Source organism: Micromonospora echinospora, from assembly GCF_900091495.1.
GTDB lineage: Bacteria > Actinomycetota > Actinomycetes > Mycobacteriales > Micromonosporaceae > Micromonospora > Micromonospora echinospora.
Map to the genome: position 1 here is coordinate 7,576,728 of NZ_LT607413.1, position 26,832 is coordinate 7,603,559.

At 72.7% G+C, this 26,832-nt stretch carries 23 protein-coding genes; 9 read left to right on the forward strand and 14 right to left on the reverse strand.

The features are described 5' to 3' along the window. Positions 1-54: 54 nt before the first annotated feature. Positions 55-3,585: a DNA polymerase III subunit alpha gene (gene dnaE, locus GA0070618_RS32230; protein ID WP_088985008.1), complete on the reverse strand. Its 3,531-nt coding sequence runs from the start codon at positions 3,583-3,585 to the stop codon at positions 55-57. Positions 3,586-3,803: 218 nt separating this feature from the next. Here dnaE and GA0070618_RS32235 point away from each other — a divergent pair, with 218 nt between their 5' ends. After that, the gene (locus GA0070618_RS32235) at positions 3,804-4,364 is read left to right on the forward strand and encodes an RNA polymerase sigma factor (protein ID WP_088985009.1); all 561 of its coding nucleotides are present in this window, start codon (positions 3,804-3,806) and stop codon (positions 4,362-4,364) included. Then, entirely contained in the window at positions 4,361-4,984 is a 624-nt protein-coding gene (locus GA0070618_RS32240; protein WP_088985010.1) for a hypothetical protein, read from the forward strand. Before GA0070618_RS32235 ends, GA0070618_RS32240 begins: the two co-directional genes overlap by 4 nt. Before the next feature lie 7 nt (positions 4,985-4,991). On the opposite strand, the gene GA0070618_RS32245 is transcribed toward GA0070618_RS32240, so the two are convergent. Beyond that, on the reverse strand, positions 4,992-6,548 hold the full coding sequence (locus GA0070618_RS32245) for a serine/threonine-protein kinase (RefSeq protein WP_088985998.1): 1,557 nt from the start codon (positions 6,546-6,548) through the stop codon (positions 4,992-4,994). Positions 6,549-6,749: 201 nt separating this feature from the next. On the opposite strand from GA0070618_RS32245, the gene GA0070618_RS32250 reads away from it, so the two are divergent. From GA0070618_RS32250 to GA0070618_RS32260, 3 genes are all read left to right on the forward strand, one after another. Further along, complete coding sequence (locus GA0070618_RS32250; RefSeq protein ID WP_088985011.1) at positions 6,750-7,091, forward strand: PadR family transcriptional regulator; 342 nt, start codon at positions 6,750-6,752, stop codon at positions 7,089-7,091. Next, a complete protein-coding gene (locus GA0070618_RS32255) occupies positions 7,088-8,035 on the forward strand; it encodes a permease prefix domain 1-containing protein (RefSeq protein ID WP_088985012.1) in 948 nt (315 codons plus the stop codon). The genes GA0070618_RS32250 and GA0070618_RS32255 overlap by 4 nt, the downstream gene beginning before the upstream one ends. 273 nt (positions 8,036-8,308) lie before the next feature. Further along, on the forward strand, positions 8,309-9,025 hold the full coding sequence (locus tag GA0070618_RS32260; protein WP_088985013.1) for a class I SAM-dependent methyltransferase: 717 nt from the start codon (positions 8,309-8,311) through the stop codon (positions 9,023-9,025). 34 nt (positions 9,026-9,059) lie between these two features. Here the strand turns inward: GA0070618_RS32260 and GA0070618_RS32265 are convergent, their stop codons facing one another. From GA0070618_RS32265 to pgsA, 8 genes are all read right to left on the reverse strand, one after another. Beyond that, a complete protein-coding gene (locus tag GA0070618_RS32265) occupies positions 9,060-9,626 on the reverse strand; it encodes a GNAT family N-acetyltransferase (protein ID WP_088985014.1) in 567 nt (188 codons plus the stop codon). A 205-nt stretch (positions 9,627-9,831) separates the two neighbouring features. Further along, positions 9,832-10,581, reverse strand: coding sequence for a YebC/PmpR family DNA-binding transcriptional regulator (locus GA0070618_RS32270; protein WP_088985015.1), 750 nt, complete (start codon positions 10,579-10,581; stop codon positions 9,832-9,834). A gap of 297 nt (positions 10,582-10,878) precedes the next feature. Next, entirely contained in the window at positions 10,879-11,484 is a 606-nt protein-coding gene (gene pdxT / locus GA0070618_RS32275; RefSeq protein WP_088985016.1) for a pyridoxal 5'-phosphate synthase glutaminase subunit PdxT, read from the reverse strand. Between the two features lie 44 nt (positions 11,485-11,528). After that, the gene (gene pdxS / locus GA0070618_RS32280; protein WP_088985017.1) at positions 11,529-12,446 is read right to left on the reverse strand and encodes a pyridoxal 5'-phosphate synthase lyase subunit PdxS; all 918 of its coding nucleotides are present in this window, start codon (positions 12,444-12,446) and stop codon (positions 11,529-11,531) included. A 150-nt stretch (positions 12,447-12,596) separates the two neighbouring features. Then, on the reverse strand, positions 12,597-13,100 hold the full coding sequence (locus GA0070618_RS32285) for a hypothetical protein (RefSeq protein ID WP_088985018.1): 504 nt from the start codon (positions 13,098-13,100) through the stop codon (positions 12,597-12,599). 82 nt (positions 13,101-13,182) lie between these two features. Continuing rightward, entirely contained in the window at positions 13,183-14,343 is a 1,161-nt protein-coding gene (locus tag GA0070618_RS32290; RefSeq protein ID WP_088985019.1) for a glycosyltransferase family 4 protein, read from the reverse strand. Between the two features lie 103 nt (positions 14,344-14,446). Then, positions 14,447-15,400, reverse strand: coding sequence for a phosphatidylinositol mannoside acyltransferase (locus GA0070618_RS32295; RefSeq protein WP_088985020.1), 954 nt, complete (start codon positions 15,398-15,400; stop codon positions 14,447-14,449). A gap of 31 nt (positions 15,401-15,431) precedes the next feature. Then, positions 15,432-16,061, reverse strand: a complete 630-nt coding sequence (pgsA, locus tag GA0070618_RS32300; RefSeq protein ID WP_088985021.1) for a phosphatidylinositol phosphate synthase — start codon at positions 16,059-16,061, stop codon at positions 15,432-15,434. 246 nt (positions 16,062-16,307) lie between these two features. Between pgsA and GA0070618_RS32305 the strand changes: the two genes are divergently transcribed. Further along, the gene (locus GA0070618_RS32305; protein WP_088985022.1) at positions 16,308-18,464 is read left to right on the forward strand and encodes an elongation factor G-like protein EF-G2; all 2,157 of its coding nucleotides are present in this window, start codon (positions 16,308-16,310) and stop codon (positions 18,462-18,464) included. A gap of 117 nt (positions 18,465-18,581) precedes the next feature. Here the strand turns inward: GA0070618_RS32305 and GA0070618_RS32310 are convergent, their stop codons facing one another. Together GA0070618_RS32310 and GA0070618_RS32315 are read right to left on the reverse strand one after the other, a co-directional pair. Beyond that, the gene (locus tag GA0070618_RS32310) at positions 18,582-19,640 is read right to left on the reverse strand and encodes an aldo/keto reductase (RefSeq protein WP_088985023.1); all 1,059 of its coding nucleotides are present in this window, start codon (positions 19,638-19,640) and stop codon (positions 18,582-18,584) included. Positions 19,641-19,727: 87 nt separating this feature from the next. Continuing rightward, complete coding sequence (locus tag GA0070618_RS32315) at positions 19,728-20,243, reverse strand: HIT family protein (protein ID WP_172900424.1); 516 nt, start codon at positions 20,241-20,243, stop codon at positions 19,728-19,730. A 242-nt stretch (positions 20,244-20,485) separates the two neighbouring features. Between GA0070618_RS32315 and GA0070618_RS32320 the strand changes: the two genes are divergently transcribed. Further along, complete coding sequence (locus tag GA0070618_RS32320) at positions 20,486-21,238, forward strand: D-Ala-D-Ala carboxypeptidase family metallohydrolase (protein ID WP_231931533.1); 753 nt, start codon at positions 20,486-20,488, stop codon at positions 21,236-21,238. 65 nt (positions 21,239-21,303) lie between these two features. Here the strand turns inward: GA0070618_RS32320 and thrS are convergent, their stop codons facing one another. Together thrS and GA0070618_RS32330 are read right to left on the reverse strand one after the other, a co-directional pair. Then, positions 21,304-23,304 carry a threonine--tRNA ligase gene (thrS, locus tag GA0070618_RS32325; RefSeq protein WP_088985026.1) on the reverse strand — a complete coding sequence of 667 codons (2,001 nt, stop codon included), beginning with the start codon at positions 23,302-23,304 and terminating at the stop codon, positions 21,304-21,306. 253 nt (positions 23,305-23,557) lie between these two features. Beyond that, positions 23,558-24,478, reverse strand: a complete 921-nt coding sequence (locus GA0070618_RS32330; protein WP_088985027.1) for an ADP-ribosylglycohydrolase family protein — start codon at positions 24,476-24,478, stop codon at positions 23,558-23,560. A gap of 73 nt (positions 24,479-24,551) precedes the next feature. Here GA0070618_RS32330 and GA0070618_RS32335 point away from each other — a divergent pair, with 73 nt between their 5' ends. Together GA0070618_RS32335 and GA0070618_RS32340 are read left to right on the forward strand one after the other, a co-directional pair. Next, a complete protein-coding gene (locus tag GA0070618_RS32335; protein ID WP_088985028.1) occupies positions 24,552-25,241 on the forward strand; it encodes a response regulator transcription factor in 690 nt (229 codons plus the stop codon). Positions 25,242-25,270: 29 nt separating this feature from the next. Beyond that, positions 25,271-26,665 (forward strand): HAMP domain-containing sensor histidine kinase, encoded by a 1,395-nt coding sequence (locus tag GA0070618_RS32340; RefSeq protein WP_088985999.1) that lies wholly within the window; start codon positions 25,271-25,273, stop codon positions 26,663-26,665. The last annotated feature ends 167 nt before the right edge of the window (positions 26,666-26,832 follow it).

The following is a 26,832-nucleotide window of genomic DNA, read 5'->3' on the forward strand; positions in this document are numbered from 1 at the left end:
GCTCGACAGCGTCCCGGCCCTCACCACCTCGCGGACGGCCCGGGTCGGGCGGGTTCAGCTCACGTTCGCCGGACCGAGCACGCTCTTCAGGTCCCCCATCAGCGCGGTGGTGGCGGCCACCCGGAACGGACCGAGCCGCAGCGTGGTGACCTTGCCGCCGTTGAGGAGCTTCACGTGCACCTCGGTGTCGCCTGGGTGCAGCACCAGGGTCTCCTTGAGGCGCTCCACCAGGGGCGGGGTGCACCGGTGCACCGGGATGGTCAGGGTGACCGGCTTGCTGCCCGGGTTGCTGGTGACGTCCGGCAGCTGCATGTCCATCGCCATGATCCGGGGGGTGTCGTCCCGGCGGTCCACCCGTCCCTTGACCACCACGATCGCGTCCTCGGCGATGTACTGGCCGATCACCTCGTAGGTGTTGGGGAAGAACAGCGTCTCCACGCCACCGGCCAGGTCCTCCAGGGTGGCCGACGCCCAGGCCCGGCCCTGCTTGGTCACCCGGCGCTGCACCCCGGAGAGGATGCCGGCGAGGGTGACCACCGCCCCGTCGGGCACCGAGCCCTCCTCGGACAGCGCGGCGATGGTGCAGTCCGCCGCCGCGCCGAGGACGTGTTCCAGCCCGAACAGCGGGTGGTCGGAGACGTAGAGACCGAGCATCTCCCGCTCGAAGGCGAGCTTGTCCCGCTTGTCCCACTCGCTCTCGCCGATCACCGGCATCACGGTCGTGCTGGTGGTGTCGGCGTCCCCGAACCCGGCGCCGAAGAGGTCGTACTGGCCGACCGCCTCCTTGCGCTTGACGTCGGCGTACGCGTCGATCGCCTCGGCGTGCACGACGAGCAGGCCCTTACGGGGGTGCCCCAGCGCGTCGAACGCCCCGGCCTTGATCAGGGATTCGATGGTCTTCTTGTTGCAGACCACCGCGTCGACCTTCGACAGGAAGTCGTAGAAGTCGGTGTACTCGCTCTTCTCCTCCCGGCAGCGCATGATCGAGGCGACCACGTTCGCGCCGACGTTGCGCACCGCGCCGAGACCGAAGCGGATCTCCTTGCCGACCGGGGTGAACGGCCCGGCGGAGGTGTTCACGTCCGGCGGCAGGACCTGGATCCGCATCCGGCGGCACTCGGAGAGATAGAGCGCCATCTTGTCCTTGTCGTCACCGACCGAGGTCAGCAGCGCGGCCATGTACTCGGCCGGATAGTGCGCCTTGAGGTACGCCGTCCAGTAGGAGACCAGCCCGTACGCGGCGGAGTGCGCCTTGTTGAACGCGTAGCCGGCGAACGGCACCAGCACGTCCCACACCGCCTGGATCGCCTCGTCGGAGTAGCCGCGCTCGCGGCAGCCGTACCGGAACGGGATGAACTCCTTGTCGAGGATCTCCTTCTTCTTCTTGCCCATCGCCCGACGGAGCAGGTCGGCCTGGCCGAGGCTGTAGCCGGCGAGGATCTGCGCGGCGCGCTGCACCTGCTCCTGGTAGACGATCAGCCCGTAGGTCGGGGCGAGGATCTCCCGCAGCGGCTCCTCCAGCTCCGGGTGGATCGGGGTGATCTCCTGGAGGCCGTTCTTGCGCAGCGCGTAGTTGGTGTGCGAGTCCACGCCCATCGGGCCGGGCCGGTAGAGCGCGAGGACGGCGGAGATGTCCTCGAAGTTGTCCGGCTTCATCAGCCGCAGCAGCGACCGCATCGGCCCGCCGTCGAGCTGGAACACGCCCAGGGTGTCGCCCCGGGCCAGCAGCTCGTAGGCGGCCTTGTCGTCCAGCTCCAGGCCCAGCAGGTCGAGGTCCTTGCCGTGGTTGAGCTGGATGTTCTTGACCGCGTCGTCGATGATCGTCAGGTTGCGCAGGCCGAGGAAGTCCATCTTCAACAGCCCGAGCGACTCGCACGTCGGGTAGTCGAACTGGGTGATGATCACCCCGTCCGAGTCCCGGCGCATCAGCGGGATGTGTTCGATGATCGGCTCGGCGGACATGATGACGCCGGCGGCGTGCACGCCGGTCTGCCGGATCAGCCCCTCGATGCCCTTGGCCGTCTCGATGACCTTCTTGACGTCCGGGTCGGACTCGTACAGGCCCCGGATCTCGCCGGCCTCGGCGTAGCGGGGGTGCTTCGGGTCGAAGATGCCGGACAGCGGGATGTCCTTGCCCATCACCGCCGGGGGCATCGCCTTGGTGATCCGGTCGCCGACCGCGTACGGGTAGCCGAGCACCCGGGCCGAGTCCTTGATCGCGGCCTTCGCCTTGATCGTGCCGAAGGTGGCGATCTGGGCGACCTTGTCCTCGCCCCACTTGTCGGTGACGTACTTGATCACCTCACCGCGTCGACGCTCGTCGAAGTCGATGTCGACATCCGGCATGGAGACCCGCTCGGGGTTCAGGAACCGCTCGAAGATCAGGCCGTGCGGGATCGGGTCCAGGTCGGTGATGCCGAGCGCGTACGCGACCAGCGAGCCGGCCGCCGAGCCCCGGCCCGGTCCGACCGCGATGCCCTGGCTCTTCGCCCACTGGATGAAGTCGGCGACCACGAGGAAGTACGACGGGAAGCCCATCTGGATGATGACGCCCAGCTCGTACTCGGCCTGGACGACGTGCCCCTCCGGGATGCCGTTCGGGAAGCGGCGGGCCAGCCCCTTGAAGGTCTCCTTGCGGAACCAGGACTCCTCGGTCTCCCCGTCCGGCACCGGGAAGCGCGGCATCAGGTTGTGGAACTCGAACATGCCGCTCGGGTCGACCCGCTCGGCGACCAGCAGGGTGTTGCGGCAGCCCTCCAGCCAGACGTCCGAGCCGTCGACCGCGCGCATCTCCTCGGCGGACTTGATGAAGTAGCCGCTGCCGCCGAACTTGAACCGGTTCGGGTCGGCGATGTTGCTGCCGGTCTGGACGCAGAGCAGCACGTCGTGCGACTCGGCCTGCGCCTCGTGGGTGTAGTGGGAGTCGTTGGTGACCACCGGCGGGATGGCCAGTTTCTTGCCGATCTCCAGCAGCCCGTCGCGGACCCGCTTCTCGATGTCGAGGCCGTGGTCCATCAACTCCAGGAAGTAGTTCTCCTTGCCGAAGATCTCCTGGTACTTCGCCGCCGCCTCCAGGGCCTGGGCGTCGTGGCCGAGGCGCAACCGGGTCTGCACCTCACCCGACGGGCAGCCGGTGGTGGCCATCAGACCCTCGGCGTGCGCGGCGATCAGCTCGGTGTCCATCCGGGGCCACTTGACGAAGAACCCCTCGGTGTACGCCTTCGAGGTGAGCGTGAAGAGGTTGTGCAGACCGGTCTTGTTCCGCGCCCAGATGGTCTTGTGGGTGTAACCACCGCTACCGGAGACGTCGTCGCTCTTCTGTTCCGGCCGGCCCCACTTGACCCGCTGCTTGTGGAAGCGCGACTCCGGCGCCACGTACGCCTCGATGCCGAGCACCGGGGTGATCCCGGCGGCCATGGCCTGCTTGTAGAAGTCGTGCGCGCCGTGCATGTTGCCGTGGTCGGTCATCGCCACCGCCGGCATGCCCAGTCGGCTCGCCTCGGCGAAGAGGTCCTTCAGCCGGGCCGCACCGTCGAGCATCGAATACTCCGTGTGCACGTGCAGATGCGCGAACGAGTCGGCCATGCAGAGCGCCCCCCGGGTCTGATCTTTGGCAGTCGGCCTAGCCTAGCCCCGCCCCGGATCCCGGCTCTCGACCGCCACGCGTCCCGCCGACCGGTGCCGCTGATCTCGCCGACCAGTTGTTGGCGACGGATCGACAGTCGGTTGCCGGACTCGACCGGGAAGCCGGGCGACGGCCGTCGTAGCCTTGCCGGACCACACCCGACGACCATTGGACGAGGATGCCCCTTCCGGACGGTGTCGAGGAGCTGGCCGGATCGGCGGCGCGCGGGGACCCGGCGGCGCGGGACGCCCTGCTGGCCGCGGTCCGCCCGGAGGTGCTGCGCCTCTGCGCCCGGCTGTTGCCGCACCGGGAGGACGCCGAGGAGGCGTGCCAGGACGCGCTGCTCGCGCTGGCCCAGGGCATCACCCGGTTCGAAGGCCGGTCGTCGTTCCACACCTGGCTCCACCGGCTGACCGCCAACCGGGCCCGCTCGACCTACCGGGCGCTGCGCCGCCGGTGGCTGGTGGAGGCCGGCGGCGTGCCGCTGCCGGATCCGCCCGACCCGCGCCGGACGAGCGTGGTCGCCGGCACCCGGCTCGACCTGCTCGACGCGCTCGACACGGTCCGTCCCGAACTCGCCGAGGCGGTGACCCTGCGCGACGTCCTCGGGCTGGGCTACCGGGAGATCGCCGCGCTGCTCGACCTGCCCGAGGGGACCGTCAAGTCGCGGGTCCACGAGGCCCGCCGGCAACTCCGGCTGCGCCTGTCCGCAGCGCCGACCGCCGGGGAGGGGCGGTGACCGTGGAAGCCGACCATCGAGCCCACCCGGCCGGTGGGCGGCGTACCGCTGGTCGCCCGGTCCGCCGGCAGGGCGAAGCGGGCGGACGGCTCGGCCCGGTCACGGTGCTCGCCGTGGTGCTGGCCGGAGCGGTGACGGCATGCGGTGGCGGTGGCGACGTACCCGTCTCGCCGCTGCCCGTCCAGCCGCCGTCCATGGCGGCCACCCCCACCCCGGGGCCATCCGCGCCGGCCCCGACGTCGGCGGCCCCGCCCCCCACCACGCGCAGACCGGTCGCCGCCCCCACGTCCCGCCGTCCGACGCCGCCGGCGTCCACGCGGACGCCGACCGTGACGACCTCACCGACCCGCCTGCCCGACTCCTGTGAGGGGGCGGTCCGGTACGACCTGGTGCTGGCCGAGACCGAGTTGGCGCTGGTGCCGGCGCTCTGCTTCGCCACCGGGGCGGTGCTGCGGATCATCGGGATCGGCCCCGGCGAGGTGACCGTGGACCGGGAGGACCTGGTCTCCCGCAACTACGCGGGCGGGGTGGTCGACATCCGGTTCGTCCGTCCGGGCACGGTCACCGTGCGGATCCCGCAGGAGGGCACGACCTACCCGATCACGGTGGTGGTGCGCTGACGCGGGCCTACCGCACCCGCACCCCGGCCAGCAGCCGGTCGACGAAAGCAGCGTCGCTGCCCGCCGGGGGCACGACCTGCACGTAGATCAGTCCGGTGCGGTCGGGTCCCAGCCCGGCGGCCTCGACGACGACGGGCCTGCCCCGCTCGCACGTGAACCGGGCCACCACCCAGTCCACGCCCGCCCGGCGGGTACGCCGCACGGGCGCGGCGGCGCAGGACGCGTGGGGGCGTTCGGCGACGAAGCCGGCGGGGGTGGTCCGCGCGGCGGTGCTGGCGGACAGGCCGACGAAGGCGCCCGGCACGGTCGGGTCGGCCGCCCACCGGCGCGGGTCGGGCGAGATCACCAGGGCGGGTTCGAGGCTTCCGTCGGCGCCGTACTGGCCGGCCCAGCCGGTGCCGACGGCCCGCCATCCCGGGGGCAGCACGACCGTGATCGGCCCACTCGTCCCGATGTGCGCGTCCCGGACGGTCGCCGTGTCCCCGGCCAGGGTTCCGACCGCGACGAGCACCGCCCCGCCCACCACCGTCGCCGCGAACCGCCGGCCGGCCGGTCCCGCCCCGGACGTCGGAGGCGGGGAACTGCCGCTCACCGTGCGTGCCTGGCGCGTCCACGGGCGTCCGGTCCGGGCCGGGGGCCCGCTCGATCCGGACGTCGGGGTGGACGCGGCCGGCCCGTCGCCGGAGGCCGGTCCGGGTCGGCCGGCCCCCGACCCGGAAGCGGGTCGGCCGGCCTCCGACCCGGGAGCGGGTCGGCGCGCGGACGCGGCGGCGTGCCGCAGGGCCGCGCGGAAGGCTTCGGCGTCCCGGTGACGGTCGGCCGGCCGGAGCGCGGTGGCCCGGCGCAGCACGTCCGCCACCTGCGGCGGAACCTCCGCGCGTAGCCGGACCGTACCGTCCGGGCCCGGCGGGGCCGGCGGGGCCGGCGGGTTCCGACGCGCGTCCGCGCCGAGGAGCCGTACGCCGAGCCGGCCCAGCCCGTACACGTCGGCGCGGGTGTCGACGACCGCGAGCGGGTCGTCCTGTTCCGGTGCCATGTAGCCGGGGGTGCCGGCCCGGGCGGTGAGGCCGGAGGCCGCGGCGAGCGCCTTGGCCAGCCCGAGATCGGCGACCAGCACCCGCTCGCCGTCGGGGTGGGACCGGAAGAGGATGTTGCCGGGGGTCAGGTCGCGGTGCACCACACCGTGGCGGTGCAGCACGGCGACGCCGGCGGCGATCTCGGCCAGCAGGTCCAGGGCGACCGGCACGGGCAGCGGACCGGCGGCCAGCCGGTCCCGCAGGCTGCCGCCGTCGGCCAGGACCATCACCGAGTACGGTCGCCCGTCGGCCAGTTCCCCGACCGCGTGGACCCGGACCAGCCGCTCGTCGTCGAGCCGGCGCAGCAGGCGGGCCTCGTCGAGAAAGCGTTCCCGGACCCGCAGGTCGTGGTGCCAGTTCTCGGCCAGCACCTTGATCGCGACCGAGGAGCAGAGCACCGGGTCGTGGCCCAGCCAGACCGTCGCGAACGAGCCTGCGCCGAGCAGCCGCTCGATCCGGTAGGACCCGATCCGTTCCGGACTGGTCACCGCACCACCCCCGCCACCGGTTCCGCCCGTCACCGGCACCCGACGTGCTCCGGCTCGACAGTAGACGGACCGGCGTGCCACCGGCAGCGCCCCGCCGGCGGCACGTACGCCACGCACCATCAGCGGCAAACACACTGATACGCACCTGCACGACGATGTAGCGGTGGACAATGGTGTGTGACACACAGTATCGTGTGACGCATGGTCAGCGATGAGATCCTGCGAACGCACCTCCAGGAGTTGCGTCGGGGCACCGTGGTGGTGGCGAGCCTGGTCGCCCTGCGCCGCCCCGACTACGGCTACGCGCTGCTGCAACGCCTCTCCGCCCACGGCTTCCCGGTCGACGCCAACACGCTCTATCCGCTCCTGCGGCGGCTGGAGGAGCAGGGGCTGCTGACCAGCGAGTGGAACACCGAGGAAAGCCGACCACGCAAGTTCTACCGAACCAGTGAGGAGGGCGAATCGGTGCTCAGCCGTCTCCTGGACGACCTCTCCACCGTGCAGACTTCACTGACCGGACTGATTGAAGGAGTCGCCCGATGACGTCCCTGACCGACCGGTACCTCGCCGCCACCCTGCGCTCGGTGCCCGTCGCGCGACGCGAGGAGATCGCCACCGAGCTACGCGCCTCGATCGACGACATGGTCGAGGCCCGGACGGCGGACGGGCAGGACACCGCCGCCGCCGAACGGGAGGTGCTCACCGAACTGGGCGACCCGGCACAGCTCGCCGCCCGCTACGCCGACCGCCGGTTGTACCTCGTCGGCCCGACGTACTACCTGGCCTGGGAGCGGCTGCTGAAGCGACTGCTCAGCTTCCTGCCGGCGACGGTCGGGGTGATCGTGGGCGCGCTCTCGGCCGTCAACGGCAACGCCGGCGGGGCGATCGGCGAGGGCATCGTCGCCGCCTTCATGGTCGCGCTCCACCTCTGCTTCTGGGTCACCCTGGTCTTCGCGGTGCTGGAGCGCCTCAACGTCCCCCTGGACCTGCCCGGATGGACCGTCGACCAACTGCCGGAGGAGCGCGTCGACCGGCAGATCCCGCTGACCGACACCGGCGCGGCGATCGGCTGGCTCGTGCTCGTCATCGCCTACCTGCCGTGGCAGCACTACCGGTCCTACGTCCCCGACGGCGAGGGCGGCGACGTGCCGGTCCTCGACCCGGCGCTGTGGAGCTTCTGGCTGCCGTTCCTGATCGCCGTGCTGATCACCAACATCGGCTTCGAGATCGTCAAGTACCGGGTCGGACGCTGGACCTGGCCGCTGGTCGCGGCCAACCTCCTGCTCGACCTGGCGTTCGCGGTGCCGGTGATCTGGCTGCTGCTGACCGACCGGCTGATCAACCCCGAGCTGGTGCAACGGTTCGCCTGGTTCCGCGAGGGCGACAACCTGGACACCGTCACCGCCGTCGTGGTCGCCGGCACGGTGCTGGTCGTGCTCTGGGACGTCGCCGACAGCATCGTCAAGGCGTACCGCAGCCGCGCCTGACGTACCCACGACCGGCCCGGCACGTCCCGTGACGTGCCGGGCCGTACGGCGTACCCGACCCACCCCGGTCCGACTCCGGAGCGTGACCGCGCCACCAACCATGGGGATCGACGGACCCCGCGCCACTGCCCGACCGGCGCACATTTCCTGGCCGGGTGGACTGGCCGAACACTCTGGACAGTGGCCGGACACCGCCCAGATCATGAAGCCCAACCGGTCTGGTGGCGTGCGGGGCATCCACCGACTCCGCCCCTCCAGAGCAGGTGAACCATCTTGAGCATCTCCGATCTACGCACCGACTGGAAGATCTTCCGGCAGACCATGCGGGACTCCACGCTCAAGGAGGCCCTGGTCGACAGCGCCGAGTACATCCGGATCCGCCGCCACGAGCGGCGGGAACGCTTCGACGAGCGGTTCGGCACCGAGACCAACGGCATCGTCGGCCTGGCCGACATCGACAGCATCGGGACGCACCAGGAGGAGGCCTCCCACTACCTGCCCACCCGCAAGCAGGAGTTCGACCGCATGATGGCGACGGTCGGCGAGTTCGACCACGGGGAGCACGTCTTCGTCGACCTCGGCTGCGGCAAGGGCCGGGTGGTGCTGCTCGCGGCGGAGAAGCCGTACAAGAAGGTGATCGGGGTGGACTTCTCCCCCAGCTTCATCGGGCAGGCCAAGGAGAACGTCGAGCGCTACACCGGGCCGGTGGCGTGCCACGAGATCGAACTGCTCGCCATCGACGCGGTGGACTTCGTCGTCCCCCCGGAGAACCTGATCGTCTACCTGTTCTCGCCGTTCGGGCCGCCCGTCTTCGACACCGTCATGCGGAACCTGGTCGCCGCGACCAGGAAGCGGAAGCAGAAGATCACCATCGTGTACTACTCCCCCGACTACGACGACGTGGTCCGGGAGGCCGGCTTCACGCTCGTCGCCCAGGGCAAGGGCGACCACTGGCCGTGGAGCATCTACTCCGTCGGCGAGTCGGCCTGACCCGTCCCGCGCGCCCGGCCGTCGACCGGCAGCGTCACGACGGCCGGTGGGACTCCCACTCGGCGGCGAGCATCGCGTAGACCACCTCGTCGGTCCACTCGCCCTTGACGAACTCGTTCTCCCGCATGTGCGCCTCGCGGCGCATGCCCAGCCGTTCCAGGACCCGGGCCGAGGCGGTGTTGCGGGCGTCCAGCCGGCCGACGATCCGGTGCAGGCCGAGCAGATCGAAGCCCATCTCCATCATCATCCGGGCCGCCTCGGTGGCGTAGCCCCGGCCGCCGTGGTCGGGGTGGAAGACGTAGCCGACCTCGCCCTGCCGGTGCTCGACGCTGACCCAGAACAGCAGCACGTCCCCGACGAGCTGGCCGGTCTCCCGGACCACCACGGCCAGGTTGAGCACGTCGCCGGAGTTCCGCAGGGCGGTACGGCGGCACTTGCGGGCCAGCGCCTCCCGGGTCGCCTGCTCGTCGTGCGGCTCCCAGTAGAGGTAGCGGGAGACGTCCGCGCGGGACTGGTACGCGTGCAGCGCCGCGAAGTCGCCCTCGTCGAACGGGCGCAGGTCGAGCCGCTCGGTGCGGATCGGGTAGTCGGGAATCAGCACCCCGGCAGGGTACGCCCCGCGCCGCCGGGCCGGGCCACCGCTACTCCGCCCGTCCCGAAGGCGCGAACTGTCCACCAACCAGCCGGGTGCTTCCGCGACGATCTCGACCGCGCGCGACCCCGGAAACGAAAAGACGGCGGCGGCACCGGATCACGGTGCCGCCGCCGTCGAGCAGGAGAAGCGAGTCGCCGACGATTGACGAAAGTCAGCCGACGGCCGCCATGATCTCGTCCGAGACGTCGAAGTTGGCGTAGACGTTCTGCACGTCGTCGCAGTCCTCGAGGACGTCGATCAGCTTGAAGACCTTGCGCGCGCCCTCCTCGTCCAGCGGGACGTTCACGCTGGGGATGAGGGAGGATTCGGCGGACTCGTACTCGATGCCGGCGTCCTGGAGGGCGGTGCGCACGGCGATCAGGTCGCCCGGCTCGGAGACCACCTCGAAGGCCTCGTCCAGGTCGTTGACCTCCTCGGCCCCGGCGTCGAGGACGGCGAGCATCACGTCGTCCTCGGTGGTGCCGGCCTTCGGCACGATCACCACGCCCTTGCGGGAGAACATGTACGACACGGAGCCGGCGTCGGCGAAGGAGCCGCCGTTGCGGGTCAGGGCGGTCCGCACCTCGGTGGCCGCGCGGTTGCGGTTGTCGGTCAGGCACTCGATCAGCAGCGCGACGCCGTTGGGGCCGTACCCCTCGTACATGATCGTCTGGTAGTCGGCGCCGCCGGCCTCCAGGCCGGAGCCGCGCTTGACCGCGCGGTCGATGTTGTCGTTGGGTACGGAGTTCTTCTTGGCCTTCTGGATGGCGTCGAAGAGGGTCGGGTTACCGGCCGGATCGCCGCCACCGGTCCGGGCCGCCACCTCGACGTTCTTGATCAGCTTGGCGAACATCTTGCCGCGCTTGGCGTCGATGACGGCCTTCTTGTGCTTGGTGGTCGCCCACTTTGAGTGGCCGGACATCTCGTACCTCCGTCTGTTGACCCACGCCTGCGTCGACTGCCCGCGCCTGCTCCACGACACCTCGACGCCGGCGGCGGGGGCGGCCGGTCGGCTCCGCGTGGAGGGCTACGGCGGGCGGTGGCCCTGCCGAACCGCGGCAATCCTACCGAGGTTCCCCAGGTCGGTGTCACGCCACCACCACGCGCCGGGGTGGGCGGCCCGGAAACGGCGATGTCGCGGTGTCCCTCGGGCGGGACACCGCGACATCGCCGAAACGGCGCCGGACCCGGCCGGTGGTGCGGACCGGCCGGGCGCCGGTCAGCCGGCGGCGCGGACCAGGTCGACGAAGTACGCGTGCAGCCGCAGGTCGCCGGTCAGCTCCGGGTGGAACGAGGTGGCCAGCAGGTTGCCCTGCCGGACCGCGACGATCCGCCCGGCGGCCGGCCCCTCGGTGACCGTGCCGAGCACCTCGACGCCGTCGCCGACCCGCTCGACCCAGGGGGCGCGGATGAAGACCGCGTGGAACGGCTCGCCCTCGATGCCGGTGAGGGTCACCGGCGCCTCGAACGAGTCGACCTGCCGGCCGAACGCGTTGCGCCGGACGGTCATCTCGACCGCCTCGAAGCCGCGCTGGTCGGGGCGGCCGTCGAGCACCTCCCGGGCCAGCATGATCATGCCGGCGCAGGAGCCGTAGACCGGCATGCCGGCGGCGATCCGCTTGTCGATCGGTTCGCGCATCTCGAAGATGTCGGCGAGCTTGCTGATCGTGGTGGACTCCCCGCCGGGGATGACCAGCCCGTCGACCGTGTCGAGTTCCTCCGGGCGGCGGACCGGGCGGGCGTGGGCGCCGCAGCCGGCGAGGGCGTGCACGTGCTCGCGGACGTCGCCCTGGAGCGCGAGCACCCCGATGGTGGGTGCCGTCACCTGCTCACCAACCTTCCCGTGTGCCGGACGTGGGATTCCCGCGCTCACCAACCCCGCTCGGCCAGGCGGTGCGGCTGCGGGATCTCGTCGACGTTGATGCCGACCATCGCCTCGCCCAGGCCCCGGGAGACCTTGGCCAGCACGTCCGGGTCGTCGTGGAAGGTGGTGGCCTTGACGATCGCGGCGGCCCGCTGCGCCGGGTTGCCCGACTTGAAGATGCCGGAGCCGACGAAGACGCCCTCGGCGCCGAGCTGCATCATCATCGCGGCGTCGGCCGGGGTGGCGATGCCACCGGCGGTGAAGAGCACCACGGGCAGCTTGCCGGTCTCGGCGATCTCCTTGACCAGCTCGTACGGGGCCTGGAGCTCCTTGGCCGCGACGAACAGCTCGTCTTCCGGCAGCGACTGGAGCCGGCGGATCTCCTGGCGGATCTTGCGCATGTGGGTGGTGGCGTTCGAGACGTCACCGGTGCCGGCCTCGCCCTTGGAGCGGATCATGGCCGCGCCCTCGGTGATCCGGCGCAGCGCCTCGCCGAGGTTGGTCGCGCCGCAGACGAAGGGGACGGTGAACGCCCACTTGTCGATGTGGTTGGCGTAGTCGGCCGGGGTGAGCACCTCGGACTCGTCGACGTAGTCGACGCCGAGGGACTGGAGGATCTGCGCCTCGACGAAGTGTCCGATCCGGGCCTTGGCCATGACCGGGATGGAGACGGCGTTGATGATGCCGTCGATCATGTCGGGGTCGCTCATCCGGGAAACGCCGCCCTGGGCGCGGATGTCGGCCGGAACCCGCTCCAGGGCCATCACCGCGACCGCGCCGGCGTCCTCGGCGATCTTGGCCTGCTCGGCGTTGACCACGTCCATGATCACGCCGCCCTTGAGCATCTCGGCCATACCGCGCTTGACGCGCGCGGTGCCGACGACGGGCGTGGCGGTGGCGGGCGGGGAGGTGGATTCGGACACGGGTGATCGCTCCTCGGCGTGTCGGGGGGGGTGCTGGGTCACGAAAATGCTACGTCCGGGTCAACACCCGGCCGACAGCCAATCACGCCCCGGGTGGCCTGCTCTGTGACGACCGTCACCGGGAATCCCGACACCGGGACAGCGGGCGGCTCAACCCGCGGGGACGTCCGCCGGCAGGGCCAGGGTGGGATCGTCCACGTCGAAGTAGCGCGGACGGTCGTGGCGGCGAGCCATCCGCAGCAGGCGCACCAGCACCCGGCGACGGGCCGTGAGCGCGTCCCGGACCAGGTCGGTGTGGACCTGCCGGGCCAGTGCCAGCCGCCGGCTCGCCGCGATCACCGCCTCGCACGCCGGGTCCGCCGGGTCGAGCCGCACCGCGCGCAACTGCCGGGTGAGGTCGTTCTCGGCGGCCTCCCGCTCCTCGGGGGCGGCGTCGAGGGCGATCCGCGCGGCGGCGTAGAGCTCCACGCCGTACCGCTGTTCGGCCAGGACCGCCGCAGCCGCCGCGCGACGCAGCAGGTGGGCGTCGAGCGCCCGGGCAGCCGACTCCGCGCGCAGGTGCAGCCGCTCGACCCGGGACGCCGTCCAGATCAGGTACGCCGCCACCAGCACGACGGACGCGACCGCGCCCACCACCCACCACATGCCCGGCATCGTAGTGCTGCTCCCGTTCCCGTCCGCCCGGGTGCGACGGTCGCCGTCCGTCCGGCCACCCGCGCACCACCGTCACCACAGCTCAGCCCAGCCCCACCCACTCCTGGTCGATCACCCGCCCGTCGGTGGCCTCGATCGCCGCCGCGTAGACCTCCAGGACCCGGCGGGCGACCACCGGCCAGTCGAAGCCGGTCACCACCTGGTCGCCGCAGGCGGTCAGCTCCGCCCGCCGCGCCGGGTCGTCGAGCAGGCCGGCCAACGCGTCCCGCAGCGCGCCCGCGTCCCCGGTGGGGAAGAGGTGTCCGGCCCGTCCCCCGTCGAGTACCCGGCGGAACGCGTCCAGGTCGCTGGCGACCACCGTGGTCCCGGCGGCGAGCGCCTCGGTGAGGATCATGCCGAACGACTCGCCGCCGGTGTTCGGGGCGACGTAGAGGTGCACGCTGCGTAGCATGCGCGGTTTGTCCGCCTCGGAGACCAGGCCGAGGAAGGTGACCCGGTCCCGCAGGTCGGCCGGGAAGCGGGCGTAGAGGTCGTCGGCCTCGCCCGGACCGGCGACCAGCAGCCGCAGGCCGGGACGGTGCGGGGCCAGCTCGACGAAGGCGTCCCGCAGCACCGGGAAGCCCTTGCGCGACTCGGTGAACCGGCCGAGGAAGCCGACCGTGCCGCCGGTGCCCGCCCCACACTCCCCCGGCCAGCCGGGCAGCGGCTCCGCGCCGGTGAACCGGGCCACGGTCACCCCGTTGGGGATCTCCACCGCGCCACCGCCCATGTGCTCGACCTGCACCTTCCGGGCGAGCGCGCTGACCGCGATCCGGGCGGTGATCCGTTCCAGCACGATCTGGAGCACGCCCTGCGCGGCGGCGAGCGCCCGCGACCGGGTCATCGCGGTGTGGAAGGTCGCCACCACCGGTCCCCGGGCGGAGAGCACGGCCAGCAGCGACAGGCTCAGCGTCAGCGGCTCGTGCACGTGCAGGACGTCGAAGTCGCCCCGGGTGATCCAGCGGCGGACCCGGGCGGTGGAGACCGGCCCGAAGGCGATCCGCGCCACCGAGCCGTTGTACGGCAGGGGGACCGCCCGGCCGGCCGGCACGACGTACGGCGGCAGCGGCGAGTCCTCGTCGGCGGGCGCGAGCACGCTCACCTCGTGCCCGAGGCCGATCAGCGCCTCCGCGAGGTCGACGACGTGGTTCTGCACGCCCCCGGGCACGTCGAAGGAGTACGGGCAGACGATGCCGATACGCACAGCTGGCGCCTTTCGTTCACTGCCGCGGGGCTCCGCTCCGCTGCTCCTCGCACTCCGGCTCGCTCACCTGCCGCCTCGCTCCTCACGTCCTCGCGGCGTACCGTCAGACCGGCCCGGAGGCCGCCGGTGGCCGGCTCTGCCGCCGGGGCCGGGGCGACGGGTTCCCCGGGCCGTCCTGGTCCAGCCACATCCGCTGCAACATGTGCCAGTCTTCCGGATGGCGGGCGATGCCCGCCGCCAGACCGTCGGCAATCCGCTGGGTCAGCAGCCGGGCCCGCTGGTCGAGTGGGCCGCTGTCCGGGTCGGTCAGTTCCAGCGGTCCCTCGATGGAGGCGCACGGCGCATCCGGTTCGTACCACATCGTGGCGACGTAGAGGGGCGCGCCGGTGCGCAGGGCGAGCAGGGCCGGGCCGGCCGGCATCCGGGTCCGCCCGCCGAAGAAGGTGACCTCCACGCCCCGGGCGGAGAGGTCCCGGTCGGCCAGCAGCGGCACGACGTGCCCGGCGCCCAGCCGCTCGACCAGGATCTCGAAGGGGGGACGCTCGCCGCCGTGGGTGGGCAGGATCTCCATGCCGAGGCCCCGCCGGAAGGCGAGGAAACGCTCGTAGACCGCCTCGGGGCGGAGCCGCTCGGCGACCGTGGTGATCGGCCAGCCCTGGGCGGCGACCCACGCCCCGGCGGCGTCCCAGTTGCCGGCGTGCGGCAGCGCCACCACCGCGCCCCGACCGGCCGCCACGTCGGCGGCGAGCAGGTCGTGGCCGTGGGTCAGCCGGAACCCGGCGAGGAGCTGCTCGTGGCTGAGCGAGGGCAGCCGGAACGCCTCCAGCCAGTACCGGGCGTACGAGCGCAGCCCCTGGCGGACCAGCTCGTCCAGCTCCGCGTCGGGCAGGTCGGGACCGACCACCCGGCGCAGGTTCGCGGCGAGTCGGGCCGTACCCGCGCCGCCGGCCCGGTGGGCGCGGTCCGCGCCGGCGCGGAAGATGGCGGCGGCGACCGGGCCGGGCAGCGCGCGGACCAGCCGCCAGCCGGCGACGTAGCCCAGTTCGGCGAGGTTCACCCCGGTCCTCCCCCGTCGCCGGTCGGGCCGGTCACCCCGACACGCCCGCCCGGGCCCGCTGGGCCTGCCGGTACACGTGGATCATCCGCTGGCCGACGGTGAAGATCGACACGGCGGCGAGCAGCCAGAGCGCCACCACCAGGGCCCGGTCGATCCCGAACCCGGTGAGCAGCCCGCCGACCCCGACGATGAGCAGCCGCTCGGTCCGCTCGGCGATGCCCACGTTGCAGGTCATGCCGAGCCCCTCGGCCCGGGCCTTGACGTAGGAGACCAGGCCCCCGGCGGCCAGGCAGACCAGCGCCGCGGCCACGCCGCCCCGGTCGCCCTGGGTGGCGAGGTAGTAGGCGACCGCGCCGAAGACCGCGCTGTCGGCCACCCGGTCCATGCTGGAGTCGAGGAACGCGCCGAACGTGGTGGAGCCGCCGCTCATCCGGGCCATCGTGCCGTCGAGCAGGTCGGTCAGCGCGAAGACGGTGACGATGAGGGCACCGGCGACCAGGTGCCCGCGCGCACCGAAGCCGAGGGCGCCGACGAGCACCCCGACGGTGCCGGCGACGGTGACCATGTTGGGGGTGACGCCCGCGCGGAGCAGGGCACGTGCGACCGGCTCCACGACACGGGTCATCCCCGCTCGGGCCGACACTTGGAAGATCTTCGCCATGGCGGTCCCACGATAACGGTCCGCCGGTACGGGCGGTACGGCCGGTCGTGCCGACCCGCCGACGGGGTTGTGTCGGATCGGTAACGGGTGTCTGATCGGGGCAGGGGACGTGAGTCAGCTCACCCACCCGCCCGTCACGTTCCCGGTCCGCAGCAGTCCACCGGAGGATATCGCCGCGCACGCCCGGGCCGCTTCCCCCGTCACGCGGCGGTCGCCACCACACCACCGGCACAGGGAGGTGCGCCCATGGCGCAGAGGAGTCACGACAGGGGTTCCACCGGCGGGGCGCCGGTGGCGGACGAGCCGCGTCGCGTCCGCAACGTGGTGCTGGTGGGCCACTCCGGGGCCGGCAAGACGACCCTGGTCGAGGGGCTCCTCGCGGCCAGCGGCACGATCACCCGGCCCGGCACGGTCGGCGACGGCACCACGGTCTGCGACCACGACCCCGCCGCGGTGCGCCAGCAGCGCTCGGTGAGCCTGGCCTGCGCGCCGCTGTGGCACAACGACGTCAAGGTCAACCTCCTGGACACCCCCGGTTACGCCGACTTCGTCGGTGAGCTGCGCGCCGGGTTGCGCGCCGCCGACGCGGCCCTGTTCGTGGTCTCCGCCGTCGACGGCATGGACGCGGCCACCGCCGCGCTCTGGGAGGAGTGCGCCGCCGTCGACATGCCCCGGGCGGTGGCCGTCTCCCGGCTGGACCACCCGCGCGCCGACTTCGACGAGGCGGTGGCGCTGTGCCAGCGGGTCTTCGGCGACAACGTGCTCCCGCTCTACCTGCCGATGCTGGGCGACGACGGGATCTCGGTGGTCGGCCTGATGGGGTTGATCACCCGTCGGGTCTTCGACTACACCGCCGGGCTGCCGGCCGCCATCCGGCAGCCCGACCCGGAGCACCTGCCGGCCATCGTCGAGGCCCGGGACGAGCTGATCGAGGGGGTCATCGCCGAGAGCGAGGACGAGACCCTGATGGACCGCTACCTCGACGGCGAGGAGATCGGCACCGACATCCTCGTCGAGGACCTGGAGAAGGCGGTCGCCCGGGGCCACTTCCATCCGGTGGTGCCGGTCTGCGCGCAGACCGGGGTGGGGCTCGACGTCCTGCTGGAGGTGCTGACGGCGGCGTTCCCGTCGCCCCCGGAGCACACCCTGCCGGCGGTGACCGGGGTGGACGGCTCACCGCGTCCGCCGCTGACCTGCGACCCGGACGGGCCGCTGGTCGCCGAGGTGGTCCGGACCACCGTCGACCGGCACGTCGGACGGATCAGCCTGGTCCGGGTCTTCTCCGGCACCCTGCGGCCGGAGCAGACCATCCACGTGTCCGGCCACGGCCTGGCCGAGCGGGGGCACCCGGACCACGACGCGGACGAGCGGGTCGGGCACGTCTACAGCCCGCTCGGCGCGACGCTGCGCGAGGTGCCGTACTGCGTGGCCGGTGACCTCTGCGCGATCACCAAGTCGGGCAGCGCGGAGACCGGCGACACCGTCTCCGCCAAGGACGACCCGCTGCTGGTCGCCCCGTGGGAGATGCCCGAGCCGCTGCTGCCGGTGGCGGTGGTGGCGCGCAGCCGGGCCGACGAGGACGCGCTGGCCCGCAACCTGGCCCGGCTGGTGGCCGGGGACCCGACCCTGCGGCTGGAGCGCAACCCGGAGACCCACCAGCTGGTGCTCTGGTGCATGGGTGAGGCGCACGCCGACGTGGTGCTGGACCGGCTGCGTGCCGGCGGCGTCGACCTGGAGACCGAGCCGGTGCGGGTGCCGCTGCGGGAGACGTTCGGCGCCGCCACCACCGGCCACGGCCGGCACGTCAAGCAGTCCGGCGGGCACGGTCAGTACGCCGTCTGCGACATCGAGGTGGAGCCGCTGCCCCGGGGCAGCGGGTTCGAGTTCGTCGACCGGGTGGTCGGTGGCGCGGTGCCGCACACCTACGTCCCCTCGGTGGAGAAGGGCGTCCGGGCCCAGATGGAACGGGGTCTGGTCGCCGGGAACCCGGTGGTCGACCTGCGGGTGACGTTGGTGGACGGCAAGGCCCACAGCGTCGACTCCTCCGACGCGGCGTTCCAGACCGCCGGTGCGCTCGCCCTGCGCGACGCCGCCGGCCGGGGTGGGGTGGTGCTGCTGGAGCCGGTGGACGAGGTCGTGGTCCGCATCCCGGACCGGTACGTCGGCGCGGTGCTGGGTGACCTGTCCGGCCGGCGGGGCCGGGTGCTCGGCACCGAGCCGGACGACTCCCGTGTGGAGCGCAGCCTGGTCCGTGCCGAGGTGCCCGCCACCGAGCTGTTGCGGTACGCGGTGGAGCTGCGCGCGACGACCTCCGGCACCGGCGCCTTCCGGCGGTCCTTCGCCCGCTACGAGCAGCTCCCCGCCCACCTGGCCGACGAGGTCCGCGCCGCGCACGCCCCCTGACCCCGACCCGATCGACGGGCCACGGACGAGGCCGGGCGGGTGGCACGGGGCGGCGGGGCCAGGGCGACGCCGGGGCACGGACGAGGCCGGGTCAGTGACGCCGGGGCGGCAGCCGGGTCAGGGGCGTGCCCCGGGGAGCGTGGGGGCCGGCCAGTAGGGGCGGTCGTCGTCCCGGAGGGCGGCGGTGCGCAGGGCGGCGAGCTGTCGTTCCACCTCGGCGAACTGGTCCGGTGGCAGCGGCCCCCGATGCAGCGCGCCGGCGTTCTCCTCCACCTGGGCCACGGTCCGGCACCCGGGGATGGGGACGGTCCGGTCGCTGCGGGCCCAGATCCAGCCCAGCGCGCCCTGGGCGAGGGTCCGGCCGTCGGCGGTGAGGGCGGCCCGGACCGTGGCCACCCGGCGCAGCCACTCCGGGGCGGGACGGCCGCCCCGGAACCAGTCCAGCCAGCCGGAGGTGACGCCCCGGACGTCGTCGGGCGGCAGCGTGGAGCCGGTGGTGTACTTGCCGGTCAGCAGGCCCATGCCGAGCGGGCCCCGGCAGATCCCGGCCAGGTCGTACTTGTCGCAGACGGCGAGCATGGCCGGGGCGTCGCGCAGCACCGACAGGTTGTGCTGGACGGCGGTGTGGTGCATGCCGGTCCGGGCGTAGGCGGCGGCCCGGTCGGGATGGTCGGTGCTCCACCCGTACGCCCGGACGAGGCCCTCGGCGACCAGGTCCTCCAGGGTGCCGACCAGCGCCTCGGCGCGTGGGACCGGCAGGTCGGCGAGGTGCAGCTGGTAGAGGTCGATCCGGTCGGTGCCGAGCCGGCGCAGCGAGTCGACCACCGCCCGGCGCAGGTACGCCGGGGACGCGTCCCGCCCGGTGACCCGCCGGGTGGCCTCGTCGAAGGTCCAGCCCCACTTGGTGGCGACGAGCGCCTCGTCCCGCCGCCCGGCCAGCGCCCGGCCGAGGACCCGCTCGCCGTGCCCCGCGCCGTACGTGTCGGCGGTGTCGAAGAGCGTGACACCGAGGTCGAGGGCGCGGCGGACCGCCCGGACGGACTCGGCGTCGTCGACCGGCCCCCACCCCAGTGGCCGGCTCCCGTCGGCCCAGGGACCGCCGATCGCCCAGCACCCCATGCCGAGAGCGCTGACCTCGATGCCACTGCGGCCCAGTCGCCGCGTCGTCACTGCCACCGGTCGATCCTGTCATCCGGGTGGTGCGGCGCGCGGCAGGTCGTTACACCCCGAAGACAGGACACATGCGACAGAGCGGACAGCCGGTCAGGCCGCCGGCCAGGCCTTGGCGAGCAGGTCACGGGTGTCGGTGAGCAACTGCGGCAGGACCTTCGTCTGCCCGATCACCGGCATGAAGTTGGCGTCCCCGCCCCAGCGGGGCACCACGTGCTGGTGTAGGTGCGCCGCGATACCGGCTCCGGCCACCCCGCCCTGGTTCATGCCGAGGTTGAAGCCGTGGGCGTTGCTGACCTGGCGTACCACCCGCATCGCGGTCTGGGTGAAGGCGGCCAGTTCGGCGGTCTCGGTCAGGCCGAGGTCGGTGTAGTCGGCGACGTGCCGGTACGGGCAGACCAGCAGGTGGCCGGGGTTGTACGGGTAGAGGTTCAGCACCGCGAAGACGTGCTCGCCCCGGGCCACCACCAGGCTCTCCGCCGGAGCCAGCCCGGGAGCCCGGCAGAAGGGGCAACCGGCGGGCTTCTCGTACCCGCCGTCGGGCCGGTCCTCGCCGGTGATGTAGGTCATCCGGTGCGGAGTCCAGAGCCGCTCCAGGCCGTCGGCCATGCCGCTGTCCGTGTGCCGTTCCGCCCCTGTCACGTCTGTGATCCTACGTTCCCGACCGGACGGTCCCGGGCAAGCCCGGTGGCACCTCCGGAGTCGGGCACACGAACGACATATGACCATCTATGCCCTCGACAGCACCCCGCGCCAGATTAAGAATGTGTGAAGGATATTGACGCAGGGCTCTCCGTCAATGAAACTTCCATCCCGATCTATTGTGATGATCGTCGATGGGAGTGTGTGTCGTGAACCGACGTACCACCGTTCTCCGCCGGCTCGGGCGCGCCCTGACAGCCTGCGCGCTCGCCGCCGTCGCCAGCCTGGTCGGGGTGACCGTGACGAGCAGCGCGGCGCAGGCCGACGGCTGCTACAACTGGGGCCGGACGCTCTCCTCCGGCATGAGCGGCGAGGATGTCCGGCAGCTCCAGATCCGCGTCTCCGGCTACCCCGGCTACGGCGCGCGGATCGCCATCGACGGCGCGTTCGGCCCGGCGACCCGGTCCGCGGTGATCCGCTTCCAGCAGGCGTACGGTCTCTCCGCCGACGGCGTCGCCGGTCCGCAGACCTTCAACCAGCTCTACGCCCTTCAGGACGACGACTGCACCCCGATCAACTTCACCTACGCCGAGTGGAACCGGTGCAACGGCGACTGGTCGGGCGGCGCGGTCTCGGCGAGCAGCGCGCGGTTCAACGCGCTGGTCTCGATGTGGAAGCTCCAGGCCATGCGGAAGGCCCTCGGCAGCGTGCCGCTCTACATCAGCAGCGGGTTCCGCAGCTACTCCTGCAACAGCGCGGTCGGTGGGGCGTCCAACAGCCGGCACCTGTTCGGCGACGGGGTGGACCTGACCGGCTCGCCCTCGTTCTGCCGGCTCGCCCAGCAGGCCCGTAACCACGGCTTCAGCAACATCCTCGGCCCCGGCTACCCGGGCCACAACGACCACACCCACCTGGGCAACTCGCCGAGCCAGTCCTGGTCGGCCCCGAGCTGCGGGATCTGATCCCCGCCACCCGTACGACGACGAGGCCCCCGCCCAGCGGCGGGGCCTCCGGTGCGTCCGGAAGGTCAGGCGGCCGACGGGCCGGCGTTGACGCGGGAGCGGACCACCTCGGTCACGTGCGCCACCGCCTCGTCGACCGGCACCCCGTTGCGCTGCGACCCGTCCCGGTAGCGGAACGAGACGGTGCCGGCGGCCACGTCGTCGTCCCCGGCGATCACCATGAACGGGATCTTCTGCTGCTGGGCGGTCCGGATCTTCTTCTGCATCCGGTCGTCACCCGCGTCGACCTGGGCGCGGATCCCCTGCCCGCGCAGCGTGTCGACGAACTGCCGCAGGTAGTCGGTGTGCTCGTCGCGGATCGGGATGCCGACCACCTGCACCGGGGCCAGCCAGGCCGGGAACGCGCCCGCGTAGTGCTCGGTGAGCACCCCGAAGAACCGCTCGATCGACCCGAACAGCGCCCGGTGGATCATGACCGGCCGCTGCCGCGTCCCGTCGGCGGCCTGGTACTCCAGCCCGAACCGCTCCGGCAGGTTGAAGTCGACCTGGATGGTGGACATCTGCCAGGTCCGGCCGATGGCGTCCTTGGCCTGCACCGAGATCTTCGGTCCGTAGAACGCCGCGCCGCCCGGGTCCGGGACCAGGTGCAGGCCGGACTCCTCGGCGGCGGAACGCAGCGCCTCGGTGGCCCGCTCCCAGTTCTCGTCGGTGCCGACCGACTTCTCCGGGTTACGGGTGGAGAGCTCCAGGTAGAAGTCGTCCAGACCGTAGTCGCGCAGCAGTTCGAGCACGAAGGCGAGCAGCGACTTCAGCTCGCCGGCCATCTGCTCCTCGGTGCAGAAGATGTGCGCGTCGTCCTGGGTCATGCCGCGCACCCGGGTCAGGCCGTGCACCACACCGGACTTCTCGTACCGGTAGACCGTGCCGAACTCGAACATCCGCAGCGGCAGCTCCCGGTAGGACCGCCCCCGGGACCGGAAGATCAGGTCGTGCATGGGGCAGTTCATCGGCTTGAGGTAATAGTTCGCGCCCTCCACCTCCATGGGCGGGAACATCCCGTCGGCGTACCAGTCCAGGTGCCCGGAGACCTCGTACAGGTTGCCCTTGGTGATGTGCGGGGTGTTGACGAACGCGTAGCCGGCCTGCTCGTGCTTGATCCGCGAGTAGTTCTCCATCTCCCGACGGATGATCCCGCCCTTCGGGTGGAAGACCGCCAGCCCCGACCCCAGCTCGTCGGGGAAGCTGAACAGGTCCAGGTCCACCCCGAGCTTGCGGTGGTCGCGCCGGGCGGCCTCCTCCAGGAGCTTCAGGTACGCCTTGAGCTCGTCCCGGGTCGGCCAGGCGGTGCCGTACACCCGCTGGAGCTGCGGGTTCTTCTCGCTGCCCCGCCAGTACGCGGCGGCCGAGCGCATCAGCTTGAACGCCCCGATCAACCGGGTGTTCGGCAGGTGCGGACCCCGGCACAGGTCCGACCAGCAGACCTTCTCCTCCTTGGCGGCGAGGTTGTCGTAGATGGTCAGCTCACCGCCGCCGACCTCCATCACCTCGGAGGAGTCCAGCCCCTCGCCCTTGACGTCGATCAGCTCCAGCTTGTAGGGCTCGTCGGCCAGCTCCGCCTTCGCCTCGTCGAGGCTGGCGAAGCGCCGCCGCCGGAAGCGCTGCCCGGACTTGACGATCTCCTGCATCCGCTTCTCGAGCTTCGCCAGGTCGTCGGGCTGGAACGGCTTGTCGACGTCGAAGTCGTAGTAGAAGCCGTTCTCGATCGGCGGGCCGATGCCGAGCTTCGCGTCCGGGAAGACGTCCTGCACGGCCTGGGCGAGCACGTGCGCGGTCGAGTGGCGCAACACGTTCAGCCCGTCCGGCGAGTCCAGGCTCACCGGCTCGACCTCGGTCTCCTCGGCCGGCTTCCAGTCCAGGTCACGCAGCTGCCCCTGCGGGTCACGGACCACCACGATCGCCTTGGGGCCGGTCGCGGGCAGCCCGGCCGCCGCCACCGCGTCGGCCGCCGTCGTCCCGGCGGCGACGACGACGGGGTCGGCCACTGCGGGGGTACCGGGTGCGGACACGATGACTCCTCCAGAACGTCACGGAACGGCCGAGTTACGACCCTGCGCCGATGCTATCGGTCGCCCCACCCCCCACCGCCGCCGGGAAAGGAGGGGACCCCTGTTACCGCTTTCTGCCGAGCAAGGGCCCCCTGCAACCACCCCGGCACGGCAGGCGCTAACGACACCGGCAGGGCGGGCGGCGGGCCGGCGGAGCGGAGCGAGGGCGAGGCGGGTCCACCCGGCGCACGGACGGTGACGCGGACGCCCGGTGTCAGTCGAGCCAGGCCGGCAGCGGCTCGCGGGCGGCCAGCCAGTCGGCGGGCACCCCGCCGGGCACACCGACCCCGGTGTACGCGGCGACGACGCCCCCGACGATCGCCGCCGTGGTGTCCACGTCGCCGCCGGCCTCGACGCACGCGCGGATCGCCGCCGGGTAGTCGGCCAGGTGCCGGGCGGCCACCCAGAGGGTGAACGGCACCGTGTCCTGGGCGGTGACCCGGGAGCCGTTGCCGAGCGCGTCGACCGCCTCGGCCAGCGACCGGTCCCGCAGGTCGGCCGCCCGACGGACGCCCCGGTGCACCTCGCCGCCCGGGTCGAGGGCCCCGGCGACCCCGGCGAGCAGGCGGGCGGCGTCCGGCCGTTGCCCGTCGAGGCGGCCCCGGGCGGCCAGCGCGGCGGCGACGGCGACCGCCACCGCGCCGGCGATCCCCTCGGGATGGGCGTGGGTGACCTCGGCCGACGCCCGGGCCTGGGCGGCGGCACGGGAGGTGGAGTCGGCGAAGTACGCGCCCAGCGGGGCGACCCGCATCGCCGCCCCGTTGCCGCAGGATCCCTGCCCCTCGAACGCGGCAGCGGCGGCCACCGGCCACGGGGTGCCGGTACGGATCAGCCGCAGGACGGTGACCGCTCCGGGCCCGTACCCCCGGTACGGCTCGGCGCGCTCGGCGAAGGCCAGGGCCAGGGCGTCCCGGTCGATCTCCCCCGCAGTGTCCAGGGCGCGCACCACGGAGCAGGCCATCTCGGTGTCGTCGGTCCACGACCAGGGCGGGGCGGGGAGTCGACCGGCGGCCAGATCGGCCGGGGTGTTTCCGGGTACGAAGTACTGGGAGCCGAGCGCGTCGCCGGCCGAGAGCCCCGCGAGGCTGTCCCGGGCGAGCGCCATCCGGGTGTCGGCGAAGATCGTGAAGGACATCGCTGCACCAGCTTGCCCGGCCTGCGGGTATGCCGCAACGCGACCCGCTTGCCAGGGGCAGTACCGTCTTGACGTGGCCACCGTGCTTTTGGTCGAAGATGACCATGTCGTCCGCGGCGCGATGCTGCGTTCCCTGTCCGACCGGGGGCACGCCGTGCACGCGGTCGGCACGGCGCTGGAGGCGCTGCGCCGGGTCGCCGCCGAGACGCCGGACCTGGTCGTCCTCGACCTGGGCCTGCCCGACCTCGACGGCTCCGACGCGCTGCGGATGCTGCGCGGGATCACCGACGTCCCGATCATCATCGCCACCGCCCGGGACGACGAGCAGTCGGTGGTCCGGCTGCTGCGCGCCGGCGCGGACGACTACATGGTGAAGCCCTTCACCGGCGCGCACCTGGACGCCCGGATCACCACGGTCCTGCGCCGGGTCGGGCGGGCCAGCCGCAGCATCCAGCCGGTGGTGCACACCGTCGGCGGGCTCCGGGTGGACGTGGGCGAGCGCAGCGCCCACCTCGACGGGGAGCCGCTGGCGCTGACCCGCAAGGAGTTCGACCTGCTGGCCTATCTGGCGGCGCGTCCCGGGCGGGTAGTGTCCCGCCGGGAACTCCTGGAGGAAGTATGGCGTCAGCCGTCGGTCGGCGAGGACCAGACCATCGACGTTCATCTGTATTGGCTACGTCGAAAGATGGGCGAGTCCGCGGCGAAGCCGCGCTACCTGCGCACCGTGCGGGGGGTGGGCTTCCGGCTGGTGGCACCGGACTGAGGGTGACGCTGGCGACCCTGGTCGCCGGCATGGGCACCCTGGTGGCGCTGGCGTTCCTGATCCCCCTCGGCACGACGATGCAAGACCGGGCCCGGGAGGAGGCGCTGGCCGACGCCGCGCGTCGCGCCGCCCTGGTCACCGGCACCCTCGCGGTCAGCACCAAGGTCGATGACGTCGCCCGCGCCGTGGAGGCGACCGGGGGCGACCCGGCCACCCGACCCGTGGTCCACGGGCTCGGTGGTGACCCCGGCGGCCGGGCCGACCAGGCGGACGTGGCCCGAGCCGGCCTGGAACGGCACTCGCTCGTCGTCGACGTGCCCGGCGGGCTGGTCCGGCTGGACCCGGTGGTCCTCGGCGACCAGGTCGCGGTGGTCGAGGTCTTCGTGCCGGCGTCGACGACCTCGGGCGGCGGCACCCGCACCTGGCTCCTGCTCGGCGGGGTGGCCGTGGCCCTGGTGGGCGCGGCGGTCGTCGTGGTCGACCGGGTCGCCGCCCGCACCGCCGACGCGGCCCGGGGCCTGGTCCGGGCCGCCGGCGCGATCGGCGAAGGCGAGTTGGCGGTACGGATCGAGCCCAGCGGTCCGCGCGAACTGGCCGAGGCCGGCTACGCCTTCAACCGGATGGCCGACCGGCTGGTCGCCGCCCGCACCGACGAACGGGAACTGGTGGCCGACCTGTCGCACCGGCTGCGCACCCCGCTGACCGTGCTGCGGCTGGACGCCGAGGCGCTCGACTCCGACGACACCAGCGTCGGCACGTTCAGCGAGGACGAGCTGGACCGGCGACGGAGCATCCGGCGGATCCGGCAGGCGATCGTCACCCTCGAGGGCGAGGTGGACGTCCTGATCAAGACCACCCGCAAGGCGGTCGCCCAGGAGACCGAACCGGCGATGTGCGACGTCAGCGAGGTGGTCCGGGACCGGATGGTGTTCTGGTCGGCGCTGGCCGGGGACCAGAACCGGCCACACCGGGTGACCGGGGCGCAGGTGCGCATCCCGGCGCCGGTGCCCCGGGCGGAACTGGCCGCCGCGCTCGACGCGGTGATCGGCAACGTCTTCCGCTACACCCCGCAGGGCACCGCGTTCGAGGTGGCGCTCTCCCGCCGGGACGGCTACGTGGCGCTGCGCATCGACGACGCCGGCCCGGGGATCGCCGACCCCGACCGGGCGCTACGGCGGGGAGCCAGCGACCAGGGCTCCACCGGTCTCGGGCTGGACATCGCCCGGCGGGTCGCGTTGCAGGCCAGCGGGTCGGTCAGCATCGACCGGGCCCGGCTGGGCGGAGCCAGCGTGGTGATGCTGCTGGCCGATCCGGAGGCGACGCCCCGAACGGTCAACCGTTTCGGGTTGGTCGGCCGGATGGCCCGGGAACGGGAGCCCCGGGGCCGTCGTCGCTGGGCCCGTCCCCGCCCGTCGGACGACTGAGTTCCGCGTGCGGTCCGGCGGTTCCGGGGACGATTCGCTTTCGGCCGGCTCAGGTCTTCCTTAGATCCGGCTTAACGAACGACCACACCGGCGCACCGGCTGGCAGGCTCGGTGGCGCGAACCCATCAGTTCCACCGCTCCACCGGTCTACGCCCCGGGAAGCATTC

Coding starts and splice junctions, on each gene's coding strand:
- GA0070618_RS32340 (WP_088985999.1), top strand. CDS start 25,271: ATGGGCACCCTGGTGGCGCTGGCGTTCCTGATCCCCCTCGGCACGACG.
- GA0070618_RS32330 (WP_088985027.1), bottom strand. CDS start 24,478: ATGTCCTTCACGATCTTCGCCGACACCCGGATGGCGCTCGCCCGGGAC.
- pgsA (WP_088985021.1), bottom strand. CDS start 16,061: ATGGCGAAGATCTTCCAAGTGTCGGCCCGAGCGGGGATGACCCGTGTC.
- dnaE (WP_088985008.1), bottom strand. CDS start 3,585: ATGGCCGACTCGTTCGCGCATCTGCACGTGCACACGGAGTATTCGATG.
- GA0070618_RS32270 (WP_088985015.1), bottom strand. CDS start 10,581: ATGTCCGGCCACTCAAAGTGGGCGACCACCAAGCACAAGAAGGCCGTC.
- GA0070618_RS32305 (WP_088985022.1), top strand. CDS start 16,308: ATGGCGCAGAGGAGTCACGACAGGGGTTCCACCGGCGGGGCGCCGGTG.
- GA0070618_RS32250 (WP_088985011.1), top strand. CDS start 6,750: ATGGTCAGCGATGAGATCCTGCGAACGCACCTCCAGGAGTTGCGTCGG.
- GA0070618_RS32285 (WP_088985018.1), bottom strand. CDS start 13,100: ATGCCGGGCATGTGGTGGGTGGTGGGCGCGGTCGCGTCCGTCGTGCTG.
- GA0070618_RS32255 (WP_088985012.1), top strand. CDS start 7,088: ATGACGTCCCTGACCGACCGGTACCTCGCCGCCACCCTGCGCTCGGTG.
- GA0070618_RS32315 (WP_172900424.1), bottom strand. CDS start 20,243: ATGGCCGACGGCCTGGAGCGGCTCTGGACTCCGCACCGGATGACCTAC.
- GA0070618_RS32235 (WP_088985009.1), top strand. CDS start 3,804: ATGCCCCTTCCGGACGGTGTCGAGGAGCTGGCCGGATCGGCGGCGCGC.